The organism is Enterobacter cloacae complex sp. 382A5, assembly GCF_050031095.1.
GTDB lineage: Bacteria > Pseudomonadota > Gammaproteobacteria > Enterobacterales > Enterobacteriaceae > Enterobacter > Enterobacter cloacae.
The window spans coordinates 1,228,242-1,241,622 of the sequence record NZ_JBLGVK010000001.1; the positions used below are offsets into that span (position 1 = coordinate 1,228,242).

A 13,381-nucleotide genomic window follows, 5' to 3' on the forward strand; every position below is an offset into this window, starting at 1 on the left:
CAACACAACGGGATAAAAAAATGAAAAAGATTGCACTCTCTTTGGTGGCTCTTGGGTTACTCACCTCTCTGCCGGGCTTTGCGGCCACGCCTGCACCGGTTCCGGCGGCCATTGCCAACCACGACGGCCCCATTCGCATTGCGGTGATCCGCAACCTTGGCTCGGATGACAACACCACGCAGTTTGTCGCCGGGGCGATTCAGGAAGGGAAAAAACTTGGCTTTAAGGTCAGCACCTTTTTAAGCAACGGTGACGACGCAAAATTCCAGGACTTTGTGAATCAGGCGATCAGCCAGAAATATGACGGGATTATTCTCTCTCAGGGGCGTGATCCGTATGCGACCGCGCTGGTGAAGAAGGCGGTGGATGCCGGGATTAAGGTTTCGGTGTTTGATACCGCCGTCAACGGCGAGATCCCAGGTGTGACGGTCACCCAGCAGGACGATGCCTCCCTGACGAATCTCTCCTTCGGCCAGCTGGCGAAAGATTTCAACGGCAAGGCCAATATCGTCAAGCTGTGGGTCGCCGGTTTCCCGCCGATGGAGCGTCGTCAGGCGGCGTATAAGGAACTGCAAAAACAGTATCCGAATATCAAAGAGCTGGAGTCTATTGGCGCGGTGTCGTCTGACGTGCAGGGCGATACCGCCAACAAGGTCGGGGCAATTCTGGCGAAATACCCGAAAGGTAAAATCGACGCTATCTGGGGCACTTGGGACGCCTTCAGCCAGGGGGCGTATAAAGCCCTGAAGGAGAATGGCCGCACTGAAATCAAGCTCTACAGCATCGACATCTCCAACCAGGATTTACAGCTGATGCGCGAGCCGGGAAGCCCGTGGGCAGTGAGCGTGGCGGTGGATCCAAAGCTGATTGGGGCAACTAACGTGCGTCTGATCGCCAACAAGATTGCCGGAGAGCCGACGCCTGCAACCTATGATTTTAAAGCAGCGGCGATCCCGCAGGCGCTGCTGACCGCCCAGCCGGGTGCGGTGAACGTGGCGTCGCTGGGGAAAATCATTCCGGGCTGGGGACAGACCGAAGACTTTATTGCGCCGTGGTTTGCGACGCTGGAAGCGAAAAATAAATAAAAACAAGCCGGGTGGCGTCAGGTGCAGCCTGATGCCCTCACCCCGGCCCTCTCCCACAGGGAGAGGGGGAAAACCAACAGGAGCTAAAGGTGACAACATTACCCACCCCTGAATACAGCCGCAATATGCGGCTGATTGGCCATAGCGACCAGGGCGGTCGCCCGGACGGCGTGCAGCTGATGGTGCACCGCGGTTATGCGTATATTGGCCATATGGTGTCGCAGGGCTTTTCGATTGTTGACGTGCGCGACCCGAAAAACCCGAAAGCGGCGGGTTATGTACCTGCGCCGCCCGGCACCTGGAATGTGCATTTGCAGGCACACGACGATTTACTGCTGGTGATTAACGCCCGGGATCTGTTTGCCGATGCCCGCTTTGCCGATGAAAAGGTCTACTACACCCGTCAGGTGGGGGAGACCGTCAGCGACGTGCAGGACAAAGGCTGGAGCGCCGGGCTGCGCGTATTTGATATCTCCACGCCGGACAGGCCGCGTGAAATCGGTTTTCTGTCGTTAAATGGCATTGGCATTCACCGCATCTGGTACGTCGGCGGTCGCTGGGCCTATGTGTCGGCGCTGATCGACGGCTTTACCGATTATATCTTCCTGACCATCGACCTGGCCGATCCGCGTAAGCCCGAAGTGGCAGGGCGCTGGTGGTTGCCGGGGATGAACCAGGCCGCAGGTGAACGGCCAGAGTGGCCGGAAGGCAAACGCTACGCGCTGCATCATGCCATTATCGCCGGGGATACGGCATACGGCAGCTGGCGTGACGGTGGTTTAACGCTGCTGGATGTGAAAGATCGCACTCAGCCGAAGCTGATTAGCCACCGCAACTGGAGCCCGCCGTTTGGTGGCGGAACGCATACCGCGCTGCCGCTGCCGGACCGCGATCTGCTGGTGGTGCTCGACGAAGCGGTGCTCGACAACCAGGAGGACGGCGAGAAGCTCATCTGGCTGTTTGATATCCGCGAGCCGTCGAACCCGGTAAGTATCTCCACCTTCCCGCAGCCGGATGAAAGAGACTACGTGGCGAAAGGCGCGCATTTCGGCCCGCATAATCTGCACGAGAACCGGCCGGGAAGCTTTGTCAGCTCCACGCTGATCTTCGCCACCTTTCAGAATGCAGGGGTACGTGCGTATGACATTTCGAATCCCTACCGCCCGGTGGAAACGGGGGCGCTGGTACCTGCTGCACCTGAAAGGATGATGGATACACGCCCGAATCGCCCGCAGGTGATCCAGTCGTGTGATGTTTTTGTGGATGCGCAGGGAATTATTTACAGCACGGATTATAACGGCGGGTTGTCGGTGATTGAATATTGGGGGTGAATGCGGTTTGATGCCCTCACCCACAGTGAGAGGGAGAAAATCAACTGTACTGGCGCACTCTTGCCACCAGCTCTTCCACGCTGTCGATGCGATCGGCAATCACAATTAGCGCTTTACCCAGCGTGATGGCGTGGCGCAGACATTCGTGACGCATCGCGTCGTCCTGAATGGTATCGATGTCCGCGACGTGAGACAGCCCCACACTGCGGCGGATCAGCTCCGTTCCGCAGAAACCAATGGTATCTCTCCAGACCTTTTTCAAAAATTCAGAGGCATAGCCCGGCGCACTCAGCGCGGCATCCCGGGTTTTCTCGTGCGCCAGCGCCTGGAAGCGCTCCGCAAAGGTATTCCATAACGCCTGAATGTCGATCAGACGCTGTTCCCGGGCGGCCGCGGCATCGCGGATACCTAAATGCCCCGGCAGGCCACAGAAATTCAGCAGAAGGTTGCCGATGGCGGTACCCACGTCAAACCCAATCGGGCCAAAGTAACCGAATTCGGCGTCGATTGCTTTAAGACTGCCCTCGGCCACGAAAATCGATCCGCTGTGGATATCCCCGTGCAATAGCGCTTCGGCGTGGGAGAAGAAGCGATGCTTCAGGGAGGCCACGGCAATTTTCAACTGGGTGTCATCGCGCAGGGCGGCGACATCGTTTTCCAGCTCTGCCGGATAGTTGTTGCGCTCGTGGATCTGGTACGGATCGTTAAAGAACAGATCTTCAGTGATCTCGCACATCTCCGGGTTAATGAACTGGGCAACCTGCGCTTTTTTATCGTGCGGGTGCAGGTAAAAATCGCTGGTGTGGAACAGCGTGTGCGCCAGGTACTCCCCCAGTTGACGCGCAGCCTGCGGGTAGGCGTTATTCTTAATCAGCTCCCCGCGCCAGATGCGATGGTCGGAGAGATCTTCCATCACCATGACCGCCAGTTCCGGGTCAAAATGATGAATTTTCACGGTATGCTGCGGGCTGTGCTTGTAATGCTCCACCAGCGTTTGCGCCTCAAGACGGGCGCGGTCCAGCGTCAGCGGCCAGGACTCTCCGACGCAGCGAACGTATGGCAGCGCCTGTTTTACGATGATGCGGCTCACGCCCTGAGCATCGAAAATTTTGAAGACCAGATTGAGGTTGCCGTCGCCTACTTCCTGCGCCTCTACCAGTGATGATGGATTATCAAGGCCGCCAAACTGCCTGGCATACTCCACGGCGTCCTGGGCGGTAAAGGTACGGTATTGCGACATTGCCTGCTCCTCACTGATTTGCGAATAAAGACATTTAGACGTCTATACATCTGGATTTCATCCTGACACAATGTGCTACAACAACGCAACAGGGAATTAACGACATGCAGACATTACAGACGACCAGCCTGCGGGTGGCGGATAATCAGCTCTTTATTCTCGACCAACAGGCCCTTCCGCAGGAGAAACGCTGGCTTGACGCCTCAACGGTTGAGGCGCTGGTGGGGCATATTCACGCCCTTAGGGTGCGCGGTGCGCCGCTGATTGGTCTCTCTGCAAGTCTGCTGCTGGCGCTGCTGGCGGAAAAGGGGAAAAGCCGCGACGAGCTGGCGCTGGCGCTGGAAACGCTGTGCGCTGCCCGCCCGACGGCGGTCAACCTGATGAACAATCTCGACCGCATGAAGCAGGCGCTCTGGCAGGAAGATTTCGTTCCGGCGCTGGTGACGGAAGCTCTGCGACTGATTGACGAAGACAGGCAGCTTTGTGACGCCATTGCGACAGCGGGCAGCGCGCTGGTGAAGCCCGGTAGCCGCCTGCTGACCCACTGTAACACTGGCGGTCTGGCGACCGCTGGCGTCGGCACTGCGCTGGGTGTTATTGCTCGCGCACATCAGGAGGGCAACGTCAGCAATGTCTGGGTGGATGAAACCCGTCCGCTGCTGCAGGGCGGCAGGCTGACCGCGTGGGAGCTCGGCGAGCTGGGCGTGCCGTATCAGCTGATTACCGACTCCATGGCCGCCAGCCTGATGGCAAAAGGGGAGGTAGATGCCGTGTGGGTGGGGGCAGATCGTATTGCCGCCAACGGCGATGTGGCGAACAAAATCGGCACTTATTCCTTGGCGGTGCTGGCGAAATTCCACGGCATTCCGTTCTATGTCGCCGCCCCGCAAACCACCCTTGACCCGGCGTGCCCGAACGGTGAGGCGATCCCGATTGAGCAGCGCGCGGCCAGTGAAGTGACGGGCGTGGCGGGAAGCTTCGGCGCGGTACAATGGGCACCGGAAAATGCGCAGGTTTACAACCCGGCGTTTGACGTCACCCCAGCCTCGCTGATAAGCGGCTGGGTACTGGATACGGGCGTGGTCACGCCGGAAGCGGTAGCAAAGGGGAAATTCGCCTGAGTCCGGCTATCCTTGTAAGGGGTTCCCCTGAGAGGACAACATCGTGACGCTCGATCCCGAAACAGACTTAAAACTGGAACGCGTGGTGGATGCACCGCGCGACCTGCTGTGGCTCTGCTGGACGACGCCAGAGCACATCAAAAACTTCTTTATTCCTGCCCCCCATAAAGTGACCGAATGCGACCTCGACCTGCGCGTGGGTGGACGGTTCAATACCGTTTTCGACGTGGACGGGCAAAAAATGGACAATAAAGGTGTTTTCCTGGAAATCGATCCCGGTAAAAAGCTGGTCTTTACCGACGGCTATACCGAAGGGTGGAAACCAGCCGAAAAGCCGTTTATGACGGCGATTTTGTTGCTGGAAGATCTTGGGGAGGGCAAAACCCGCTATACGGCGATTGCGCGCCATCCCACGAAAGAAATCCGTGAGCAGCATGAACAGATGGGCTTCCATGAAGGCTGGGGGATCGTGCTGGATCAGCTGGTGGGGTATGTGAAGTCTCTCAGACCCCCTCTCCCTTGAGGGAGAGGGTTGGGGTGAGGGGGAGCATACGGTGATAGTGTTAAAGATGGGGGCGTTTTCTTGTCGCCCTTCTCTGACGAAAAATGGGTGTCCCCTTTTCATCAAAATACCTTTCCGGCCATATCACTTCTGGCGAGATGTTGAGCGCCTGAGCGATTAGCCATTCCCCTTTAGGCCATGGCCGGGAAAGCGCATTTGCCAGTGTAGATGATGATAGTCCAGCCTTACGTGACAAGGCTGCCAGGCTTGTTCCGTGTTTCTTTAGCGCGGCAACGATATCGGCAGGATGCCAGTTTTTATCACGCATTGTGTCCTCCTTACGTAAGTTCGTTACGGGCTCAATTATCCCGTTTTGGGATAAAAAGACAATGGGAGGATATTCGATTTCAGGATATTTGTATGGAATCGGAACAATGGCCTCAGTTTATTCAGATGAATACCAGCGAGTTATCAATTCGTTGAAGAAGGCACGTAAAGAGAAAGGGATTACTCAGACGCAGCTTGCGGAGGCGCTGGGAAAACCGCAGTCTTTTATCGCTAAAGTGGAAAGTGGTGAGCGCAGGTTGGATGTGGTGGAGTTTGTGCATTTGGCAAAATTGGTTGGGGCAGATGTGCAGAGGATTATTGCCAGCATTTAATTAATGTGTGACTGCAGAAATGACCACCAGAGCGGTATGTTCCCCCTCACCCCAGCCCTCTCCCACAGGGAGAGGGAGCAATGCTTCCACCTATGCGAGACGCGGATACGCATCCGCAATCGCATCACCGGTAAACTGCGCCACCCAGCCCTCCGGATTATCGAATATACGGATGGCCGTAAAGTTTGGCTCTGAGCCCATATCAAACCAGTGCGGTGTGCCTGCTGGCACCGAAATCAGGTCGTTTTTCTCGCACAGCACCTGATACACCTCATCGTCAATGTGCAGGCAGAACAATCCCGCGCCTTCCACGAAAAAGCGCACTTCATCTTCGCCGTGGGTGTGCTCGTTGAGGAATTTGGCGCGCAGCGCTTCTTTTTGCGGGTTGTCGGCGCGCAGGCTGATCACATCCCAGCTCTGGTAGCCTTTCTCCGCGACCAGCTTGTCGATGGCATGCTGGTAAGCGTCAATGACCACTTCTGGGGCAGGGTCGCGCCCTAAATCACGGTCAGCCGCCCAGCGTTCAAAACGCACGCCTTTGGCGTTGAGCTGTTGGGCGATCTCGGCGGCGTCGGTGCTGTGCCACAGGTGCTTACTCGCGTCTTTATCGGAATAAATGGTTAATGCGCTCATGAAGGGATCTGCTCCGGGTTAATCTCGTCGAACTGGTGAACCTGATGATGGTGGCTTGCACCGTCATCATCACCGCGAATCAGCTGCAGGGTGCGAAAACCGGCCTGTTCAGCAGCGTCCAGCTCCTGATGGATATCCGACAGGAACAGGATCTGCGACGGGGCGATGCCCGTCTGCGCCGCAATATTCTGATAAGACTGCACCTCACGCTTGGCACCAATATGGGTATCAAAGTAGCCGCTGAACAGATGAGTAATATCACCTTCATCGCTGTAGCCAAATAACAGTTTCTGCGCAGCGACGGAGCCAGAGGAATAAACATAGAGATCAATACCTTGCGCTTTCCATTTTTCCAGCGCCGGCAGCACGTCCGGGTAGAGATGGCCGGTAAAGTCGCCGTTGACGTAACCGTCGTGCCAGATAATTCCCTGCAGGGCCTTCAGCGCCGTCGATTTACGGTCTTCATCCATAAAGGTGAAGAGAGTCTCGATAAGATCGCTGACGCTGGCGTGCGGAGCGTCGATTTCATCGCGCAGGTTGTCCAGAATCGATTTGACCGGCTCGGCGTACTGCTGGGCGGTGACGAAGGCCGCCAGACGCTCACGCGCATAAGGGAACAAAACATCATGGACAAAACGGATATCGCTGGTGGTTCCCTCAATATCCGTCACAATCGCGCGAATCATATCTTCTCCAGTTGTCGTAAACGCATTTCGCATTCAAATAAGAATTCTAATCCTTCCAGATGACGGCGGGCTTCGGCCACATCACGTCCCCAGCAGGTTAAGCCATGGCCGCGCAGAAGAAAACCATAATTAAGCGGGCGCTCCTGCGTGTAATGGGCGATTCGCGAAGCGAGGGCGTCTATGTCCTGGTCGTTATCGAATACCGGAATGGCAACCGTAGACAGGTGCGTAGTCTGCCCGGTGAGGGATTTTTGCATCTCAAAGCCGCTGATGTACAACTCCGCCTCTTTCACCAGCCGCGAGAGCACCGTGGCGTTCACCGTGTGGACGTGCAGTACGGCGTTGGCCTCCGGGAACAGGCGATAGATGAGCGTGTGTAACCCGGTTTCGGCCGAAGGTTTACGGCCAGAGGGGGCGCGATTGGTGGCAATCTCCACCTGCAGAAAATCATCCGGCGTGAGGCTGCCTTTGTCTTTGCCGGATTCACTGAGCCAGCACAGGTTTTCATCCTGACGTACCGACATGTTGCCGCCGGTGGCGGGGGCCCAGCCTTTGGCACCAATCCAGCGGCAGGCTTCGACCAGTTGCGTGAGTTGCAGGTTGTCTGTCATTTCCTTTTACCCTCTCGGTCAGGAATATTCATATTGTTTAGACGTCTAAGCGTCTTGATTGCCAAAGACTAACATCGTGTTATAGTGGCAGCAACATAAGTATTACAAGCAGGCACCCCACAATGAGCAATAACGCATTGATTCCGCAAAGCAAACTTCCCAACCTGGGCACCACTATCTTTACGCAGATGAGCGCTCTGGCCCAGAAGCACAACGCCATTAACCTCTCGCAGGGGTTCCCGGATTTTGATGGTCCAGGCTATTTGCAGGAGCGTCTGGCCTGGCACGTTGCCCAGGGGGCGAATCAGTATGCGCCGATGACCGGTGTGCAGGCATTACGTGACGCCATTGCGGATAAAACGGCGGAATGCTATGGCTATCAACCGGATGCCAACAGCGACATTACGGTGACGGCAGGTGCGACTGAAGCGCTGTATGCGGCCATCACCGCGCTGGTTCGCGCGGGCGATGAGGTTATCTGCTTTGACCCAAGCTACGACAGCTATGCGCCTGCCATCGAACTGTCCGGCGGCGTGGTGAAGCGCGTGGCATTACAGCCGCCGCATTTTCGCCCCGACTGGCAGGCGTTTGCTGCGCTGCTGAGCGACAACACCCGGCTGGTCATTCTGAATACACCACACAACCCGTCGGCGACCGTGTGGCAGAAGAGCGATTTCGCCGCGCTGTGGCAGGCCATTGCGGAACATGAAATTTATGTCCTGAGCGACGAAGTGTATGAGCACATCTGCTTTGCCGGGGAAGGGCACGTCAGCGTGCTGGCCCATCCGCAGCTTCGCGAGCGCGCTGTGGCGGTGTCGTCATTCGGTAAAACCTATCATATGACCGGCTGGAAGGTGGGGTACTGCGTGGCACCGGCGGCCATCAGCGCGGAGTTGCGTAAAGTGCACCAGTACCTGACGTTTGCGGTGAACACGCCTGCCCAGCTGGCGCTGGCGGATATGCTGCGCGCTGAGCCTGAGCATTACCGTGAGCTGCCCGAGTTTTACCGCGCACGCCGGGATCGGTTTGTGAGTGCCCTGAGTCAGAGCCGTCTGGAGATCCTGCCGTGTGAAGGCACCTATTTCCTGCTGGCCGATTACAGCGCCATCTCCGATCTGGACGACGTCAGTTTTTGCCAGTGGCTGACCAAAGAGGTGGGCGTGGCGGCGATCCCGTTATCCGTCTTTTGCGCCGATCCCTTCCCGCATAAGCTGATTCGTCTCTGCTTTGCGAAACAGGAATCGACGCTGCTGGCGGCGGCAGAGCGTCTTAACGCGATCTGATTATTTGACCGTCCAGGCTTCTGAATAACGGCGGTCTGCAAAGAGTTCCAGCAGACCGTTGATTTGCTTGAGGCGTAATACCTCGTCGCTATCCATTCCCAGTTCCTGACTGATTCTCTCGTCGTCCCAGCCAAGCTGCACCAGCTCGCGGACGATATCGGACATCGCATTAATTTGATGGCGGCCGCGCGCCCGATTGTGGCGAATGGTGGCCGCTATCCGGTCGAACTTTTTCTGCCGCTCTTTACGCAGACAGGTGACAGGAAGATAGCCTTTAAGCTGGCGTTTCAATACCGCCCGGTTGGATCCAATTTCATGCCGATGGAAGCCATCGACAATTTCATAATGCCGGGCCTCACTTTCCGTCACCACAATGGGTTGGGTAAAACCGTCCATCTCCAGGGATTTACAGAGCAGCCGTTTTTCCGGCGGGGCAACGTTGTTGGGGTTGTAATCGTTCGCGGTAATCTCGTCCTGTTTGATCCACAGTACGCAGTCGACAGGCTGTTCGCGAAAAGGGCTATTTTCATGGATAGCCTGGCGAAAGGCGTTAATAGCTTCAATGCGTTTATCTTCGGGAAGAGACTGAAGATAATTTTTCATCTCGTTAATTAATTGCTGCTGCATAAGATCCCCCACTCCTTGCGTTTTGATTTCATCCGTTCGCTGTAACGCTGGTAATGCCTGGGTTTGTTCGGACTGAATGACAGCGCCCGGCACCAGTAGTCATTGTTGAGCAATACCTTGCACACGCGTCGCCAGGACGGGATATCTTTGGCGCCGATATCGCCCTCCTGGGTGTCGGGAATATCGGCCATGCCTCTCTTCTGGTACCAGTGCAAATAGATCGCGATTTTATTGCGGTAATGTTCCGCAGTGGTGTGCGGCATGCTGTCGAGAAGCAGCATGGCGTATTCCCGCCAGCTGAGCGCGTCGGGTTTCAGAATTTTGCGGTGGCCATAGAAATGATTGTCCTGCCCTGCGTAGACCCCGCCACTGTGCACGCCGTTTACCCGCTCACACATCGCCGCCCAACGTTCGGGCTCCACAACATGATAGAGCCACAATCCCTGACGCTGCTCCGGGCCAAAGGGTTCACAGATGCGCATATAGCGCGGCGGCACGCCAGCCTGAAACATCAGGTCGTAAAGCGGGTTATAGCACCCGCCTGTTTTCGCAAACCAGGTCCAGATATCGGCGGTTTTCCAGTCATAAAGCGGATAGACATACCAGGCGTGCCCGCCGGGGGCGACGGTGGTCCAGGGTTTGTCATCGGCAAAGCGCTGCTTTCGTGCGTTGGCGATTGTCAAAAAGCGATTGTAGGATTCATCGGCACGAATGCCGATCATCATTGCTGCCGGGCGCTTTTTGGCAAACCAGTCGGAAAATTCGCGAACAAAGGCCTCGAAGGTCATGCCGGGCTGGTAGAACGAGAAGTAATCGGGATCGGTTACCGCCTCTTCCGGGGGCGTGCGTACCCAGTTTTTACCCGGCTCCCAGCACTGCCATTCGGGCTGGAACTGTGAAAGTGAATTTTGCGTGGTCAACGGGAGCGCTACCCACCAGCACTTTTCAATCACATCGGCGTATTGTGCGATCATGTTATTCACATGCTGAATGGTACAGGTGAACTGTGCTTCCCAGTCGATAAATAACAGACAGATTTTCTTTCCCATTTTTCGGGCTTGTCGGGCCGTTAAATGGAACATAATGGTGGAATCTTTTCCGCCAGAAAATGAAACACAGACCCTTGGCAGATTCTCAAGCGTCCATGTTATGCGCTCTGTGGCAGCGTCAAGGACATTTTGATTGAGCGGATGCTTATAAATTGACAAAGGCAACTCCTCCTGGAAATAAATACCGGACGTTCATGTCAATGCAGGAGAGAGAATAATAGTAGTGAAAATAAAGGCAGGTAAATCAAAAAAGGCAGATTTTTTATTATCTATAAATGAGGGTTATATTTTGATGAGAGAAATGGCTGTAAATATCACAGCCATTTGGATTTATTTTTGCGCGATCTGCTCAACAAACTTCGAGAAAACCGAGCTATTAAGCGCTGAGCGGTTATAAACCATGAAGACTTCCATTTGTGGCAGCATGAAGGGGGCGTCCACTTTTTTCAGTCGCAATACGTCACGGTATTTTTCATACAGGACTTCCGGGATATATCCCACTAAATGCGATGCGCTGATCATGTTTATGATTGAAAAGAGAGAGTCGCAGCGAAAACCGATTGTCCTGTCGGCATGCACTTCCTCAGTCTTTGACTGATAGTGTTTCACACCCGCTTCATCGCTCAGGAAGATCGTAAACTTCTCTTTCTGCAGCTCTTCCAGGGTAGCGGTCTCCTGCAGACGGGGGTGATCCTGGCTGCACACCAGAATCATTCGGTAATTAACATAGGGAACGCACACCATTGAGCGATTGTTGATAGGCGCAATGGAGAAAATTAAGTCTGCTTTGCGGTAGGCAAGCAGGTCTTCTGCAGAATCCGCGGACAGCAGCATGTCATGAAGCTCTATTTCATAATTGTGCTCTCGCATCAAGAGCTTCATGGGGCTGAGCAGATTGTCGGTTGTCAGAACCTGCGGGCAGTAGATGACAAAATTCTTTTTGAGCGATGAGCCATGCATGATGTTGATGGTCTGCTCAAGCTGATTGAGGTTTTGCTCAAGATGATGATGCAAATTTGCCCCGACGGTGGTGGGAGTGATCCCTTTTCCTGAACGGATAAACAGCGGATCGTTCAGCTGGTTACGCAGCCGCTGCAGGGATTGACTGACCGCGGAAGGCGTTATGTAGAGCGTTTCTGCTGCCTTGCTGATGCTCAGGTGTTGGTAGATGCATTCGAAAATGACCAGCAGATTGAGATCGAATTTTTTTAAGTCGTAAAGATTTGCCATGTTTCATCCTGAGTGTGCTGCGTTGCGTTATCACATCACTGATAACTATAGAAGGAACGTAACCATTTACCATCCTTGATGGTTAGTTCGCTTAATTATGATTGAAAACCAACTTAATATATCACGAACGTAGATTAATGAAATAGAACTTCAATAATGGTTAAGATATTTTTACCTTTAAAATAGAAAACAGAACTGAATAAAAATAGTCAGATTTATATATGGACAAGTAATTATCACTCATTTTTATTTTTACTGGCGTGAGCATTAGCGGCGATGGGGAATGCTTAGTTTGGTAAAACCTATCACAGCCATAGATATGATTATCCCTTCAATCCATTGCCCTGTCCCGACAAGAGTGCTGTAATCGAGGGGCTGTAACGACCTTGATATAAAGGTATGTAGAGCGCAACGCAACGCCAGTCTCACTGGCACTGAAAGTTCCTGTGGAAAGTTCAGGTATCAGGGCCGCCCACCAGGGCGGCCTTTTTACTTTCGGGCTTTTATTCATTGGGTTCACAACGTTGTCTTGTTCGGGTTGTTAGGTATGGCTGATTGATTTGATAAAGCAAACGCATTAGCCCATGTAGCGAAAGTTCGTTACCTTACATCTCAACGAAAACACGGAGGAAGTACAGATGTCTTTGATTAACACCAAAATTAAACCTTTCAAAAACCAGGCGTTCAAAAACGGCGAATTCATTGAAGTCACTGAGAAAGATACCGAAGGCCGCTGGAGCGTGTTCTTCTTCTATCCGGCTGACTTCACTTTCGTTTGCCCGACCGAACTGGGTGACGTGGCCGATCACTACGATGAACTGCAGAAGCTGGGCGTAGACGTGTACTCTGTCTCTACCGACACCCACTTCACCCACAAAGCGTGGCACAGCAGCTCTGAAACCATCGCGAAAATCAAATACGCGATGATCGGTGACCCGACTGGCGCCCTGACCCGTAACTTCGACAACATGCGTGAAGATGAAGGCCTGGCAGACCGTGCGACCTTCGTTGTTGACCCGCAGGGCATTATCCAGGCTATCGAAGTTACCGCTGAAGGTATCGGCCGTGATGCATCTGACCTGCTGCGTAAAGTGAAAGCCGCTCAGTACGTGGCGTCTCACCCTGGCGAAGTGTGCCCGGCGAAATGGAAAGAAGGCGAAGCGACGCTGGCTCCATCTCTGGACCTGGTCGGCAAGATCTAAGTCTGTAAAGCCTGGCGGCGCTGCGCTTGCACAGGCCTACAGTATCGTAGGCCGGCTAAACGACGTGCCACCCGGCAACCCATGGGCGCCCCCCGCGCCCATTTCATTCCAGCACCATGATG

General features: G+C 54.5%; 15 protein-coding genes. 7 read left to right on the forward strand and 8 right to left on the reverse strand.

Going from position 1 to position 13,381, the window contains the following annotated elements:
• The first annotated feature begins 20 nt into the window (after positions 1-20).
• Together ACQG2G_RS05770 and ACQG2G_RS05775 are read left to right on the forward strand one after the other, a co-directional pair.
• Complete coding sequence (locus tag ACQG2G_RS05770) at positions 21-1,085, forward strand: sugar ABC transporter substrate-binding protein (RefSeq protein ID WP_058681105.1); 1,065 nt, start codon at positions 21-23, stop codon at positions 1,083-1,085.
• A gap of 89 nt (positions 1,086-1,174) precedes the next feature.
• Entirely contained in the window at positions 1,175-2,416 is a 1,242-nt protein-coding gene (locus tag ACQG2G_RS05775; protein ID WP_187443941.1) for an LVIVD repeat-containing protein, read from the forward strand.
• 40 nt (positions 2,417-2,456) lie between these two features.
• Here ACQG2G_RS05775 and mtnK read toward each other — a convergent pair whose 3' ends face one another.
• On the reverse strand, positions 2,457-3,656 hold the full coding sequence (gene mtnK / locus ACQG2G_RS05780) for an S-methyl-5-thioribose kinase (RefSeq protein WP_061772145.1): 1,200 nt from the start codon (positions 3,654-3,656) through the stop codon (positions 2,457-2,459).
• 104 nt (positions 3,657-3,760) lie between these two features.
• Between mtnK and mtnA the strand changes: the two genes are divergently transcribed.
• Both mtnA and ACQG2G_RS05790 read left to right on the forward strand, forming a co-directional pair.
• Entirely contained in the window at positions 3,761-4,777 is a 1,017-nt protein-coding gene (gene mtnA / locus ACQG2G_RS05785; protein ID WP_248766816.1) for an S-methyl-5-thioribose-1-phosphate isomerase, read from the forward strand.
• Between the two features lie 43 nt (positions 4,778-4,820).
• On the forward strand, positions 4,821-5,300 hold the full coding sequence (locus ACQG2G_RS05790; RefSeq protein WP_013097615.1) for an SRPBCC family protein: 480 nt from the start codon (positions 4,821-4,823) through the stop codon (positions 5,298-5,300).
• Positions 5,301-5,340: 40 nt separating this feature from the next.
• On the opposite strand, the gene ACQG2G_RS05795 is transcribed toward ACQG2G_RS05790, so the two are convergent.
• Entirely contained in the window at positions 5,341-5,607 is a 267-nt protein-coding gene (locus ACQG2G_RS05795; protein ID WP_058650492.1) for a helix-turn-helix domain-containing protein, read from the reverse strand.
• A 106-nt stretch (positions 5,608-5,713) separates the two neighbouring features.
• Here ACQG2G_RS05795 and ACQG2G_RS05800 point away from each other — a divergent pair, with 106 nt between their 5' ends.
• Positions 5,714-5,938, forward strand: coding sequence for a helix-turn-helix transcriptional regulator (locus ACQG2G_RS05800; protein WP_058650493.1), 225 nt, complete (start codon positions 5,714-5,716; stop codon positions 5,936-5,938).
• A 90-nt stretch (positions 5,939-6,028) separates the two neighbouring features.
• On the opposite strand, the gene ACQG2G_RS05805 is transcribed toward ACQG2G_RS05800, so the two are convergent.
• From ACQG2G_RS05805 to ACQG2G_RS05815, 3 genes are read right to left on the reverse strand one after another with little or no spacing between them, the layout of a single operon-like run.
• Positions 6,029-6,571, reverse strand: a complete 543-nt coding sequence (locus ACQG2G_RS05805; RefSeq protein WP_029882124.1) for a 1,2-dihydroxy-3-keto-5-methylthiopentene dioxygenase — start codon at positions 6,569-6,571, stop codon at positions 6,029-6,031.
• Complete coding sequence (mtnC, locus tag ACQG2G_RS05810; RefSeq protein WP_014831058.1) at positions 6,568-7,257, reverse strand: acireductone synthase; 690 nt, start codon at positions 7,255-7,257, stop codon at positions 6,568-6,570. The genes ACQG2G_RS05805 and mtnC overlap by 4 nt, the downstream gene beginning before the upstream one ends.
• A complete protein-coding gene (locus ACQG2G_RS05815; RefSeq protein ID WP_040020585.1) occupies positions 7,254-7,868 on the reverse strand; it encodes a methylthioribulose 1-phosphate dehydratase in 615 nt (204 codons plus the stop codon). Before ACQG2G_RS05815 ends, mtnC begins: the two co-directional genes overlap by 4 nt.
• Before the next feature lie 122 nt (positions 7,869-7,990).
• Between ACQG2G_RS05815 and ACQG2G_RS05820 the strand changes: the two genes are divergently transcribed.
• Complete coding sequence (locus ACQG2G_RS05820; RefSeq protein ID WP_040020587.1) at positions 7,991-9,151, forward strand: pyridoxal phosphate-dependent aminotransferase; 1,161 nt, start codon at positions 7,991-7,993, stop codon at positions 9,149-9,151.
• Here the strand turns inward: ACQG2G_RS05820 and ACQG2G_RS05825 are convergent, their stop codons facing one another.
• The 3 genes from ACQG2G_RS05825 to citR form a co-directional block, all read right to left on the reverse strand.
• On the reverse strand, positions 9,152-9,778 hold the full coding sequence (locus ACQG2G_RS05825; RefSeq protein WP_013097610.1) for an IbrB-like domain-containing protein: 627 nt from the start codon (positions 9,776-9,778) through the stop codon (positions 9,152-9,154).
• On the reverse strand, positions 9,763-10,986 hold the full coding sequence (locus ACQG2G_RS05830) for a phosphoadenosine phosphosulfate reductase (protein ID WP_094085224.1): 1,224 nt from the start codon (positions 10,984-10,986) through the stop codon (positions 9,763-9,765). Before ACQG2G_RS05830 ends, ACQG2G_RS05825 begins: the two co-directional genes overlap by 16 nt.
• 171 nt (positions 10,987-11,157) lie before the next feature.
• A complete protein-coding gene (gene citR / locus ACQG2G_RS05835; RefSeq protein WP_029882128.1) occupies positions 11,158-12,057 on the reverse strand; it encodes a DNA-binding transcriptional repressor CitR in 900 nt (299 codons plus the stop codon).
• 638 nt (positions 12,058-12,695) lie between these two features.
• Between citR and ahpC the strand changes: the two genes are divergently transcribed.
• The gene (gene ahpC / locus ACQG2G_RS05840; RefSeq protein WP_008501015.1) at positions 12,696-13,259 is read left to right on the forward strand and encodes an alkyl hydroperoxide reductase subunit C; all 564 of its coding nucleotides are present in this window, start codon (positions 12,696-12,698) and stop codon (positions 13,257-13,259) included.
• Positions 13,260-13,381 lie beyond the last annotated feature (122 nt).